2 pseudogenes are annotated in these 473 nt (G+C 71.5%); both read left to right on the top strand.

Features of this window, described 5'->3' with window-relative positions:
• A pseudogene (locus PUR56_RS12420) lies at nt 1-143 on the top strand (electron transfer flavoprotein subunit beta); the annotation flags it as partial.
• A gap of 46 nt (nt 144-189) precedes the next feature.
• Nucleotides 190-473, top strand: a pseudogene (locus PUR56_RS12425) (electron transfer flavoprotein subunit alpha/FixB family protein); the annotation flags it as partial.

The raw sequence follows: 473 nt of genomic DNA on the forward strand, positions 1-473 counted from the left end.
ACGAGGTCGGTCTGGCGGGTTCGTGGACGGCGGTGGAGTCGGTGGCGGCGCGTCCGGCGCGTACCGCGGGCACGGTCGTCAAGGACGAGGGCGAGGGCGGCAAGGCGCTCGCGGGCTTCCTCGCCGACCAGAAGTTCATCTAGTCCCACCCGTTCGCGCACCCAAACGATCGATCAGGAGCAACGAATCATGGCTGAGATCCTGGTTCTCGTGGACCACGCCGACGGTGTGGTCCGCAAGCCGGCCCTCGAACTGCTGACCCTGGCCCGCCGGATCGGCGAGCCGTCGGCCGTCGTCCTCGGGGCCGGTCCGGCCGCCGCCGCGATCGCCGGGAAGGCGGCCGAGTACGGCGCGGCGAAGGTCTACGTGGCCGACGGCGCCGAGTTCACCGACCAGCTGGTCGTCCCGAAGGTGGACGCGCTGACCCAGATCGCGAAGGCGAGCGAGGCCGCCGCGGTGCTGGTCACCTCCTC

It is taken from the genome of Streptomyces sp. BE303 (assembly GCF_036290945.1).
Classification (GTDB): Bacteria; Actinomycetota; Actinomycetes; order Streptomycetales; family Streptomycetaceae; genus Kitasatospora.